The sequence below is a fragment of the Enterobacter cloacae complex sp. IR53041 genome, from assembly GCF_049238285.1.
Lineage (GTDB): Bacteria > Pseudomonadota > Gammaproteobacteria > Enterobacterales > Enterobacteriaceae > Enterobacter > Enterobacter roggenkampii.
Genome location: NZ_JBMKHB010000083.1, coordinates 1 through 696, shown reverse-complemented (window position 1 = coordinate 696; position 696 = coordinate 1). Strand labels below are relative to the sequence as shown.

Genomic DNA, 696 nt, shown 5'->3' with positions numbered 1-696 from the left:
GTCACAACCATCTTGATGTTGTCGCCTGGCATTACCATCTCAACGCCTTCTGGCAGTTCGATGGTACCGGTCACGTCAGTAGTACGGAAGTAGAACTGTGGACGGTAGCCTTTGAAGAACGGAGTATGACGGCCGCCTTCGTCTTTGGACAGGATGTACACTTCAGATTCGAACTTGGTGTGTGGCTTGATTGAGCCTGGCTTCGCCAGAACCTGACCACGTTCGATTTCTTCACGTTTGATACCACGCAGCAGAACACCAACGTTCTCACCAGCACGGCCTTCGTCCAGCAGTTTGCGGAACATTTCAACGCCAGTACAGGTAGACTTCGCAGTCTCTTTGATACCAACGATTTCAACTTCTTCACCAACTTTGATGATACCGCGCTCTACACGACCGGTAACAACGGTACCACGACCGGAGATGGAGAATACGTCTTCGATTGGCAGCAGGAATGGCTTGTCAATCGCACGCTCTGGTTCTGGGATGTAAGAATCCAGGAAGCCAGCCAGTTCGATGATTTTCGCTTCCCACTCTGCGTCGCCTTCCAGCGCTTTCAGAGCAGAACCACGAACGATTGGGGTATCGTCGCCTGGGAAATCGTACTGAGACAGCAGTTCACGAACTTCCATCTCTACCAGTTCCAGCAGCTCTTCGTCATCAACCATGTCGCATTTGTTCAGGAACACGATGATG

The 696-nt window shown here is 51.3% G+C and carries 1 protein-coding gene; it reads right to left on the bottom strand.

Annotation, left to right across the window (positions count from 1 at the left end):
• Nucleotides 1-696, bottom strand: a 696-nt coding sequence (locus tag ACOTXF_RS23770; protein ID WP_252076852.1) for an EF-Tu/IF-2/RF-3 family GTPase, incomplete at both ends; no start/stop codon positions are given.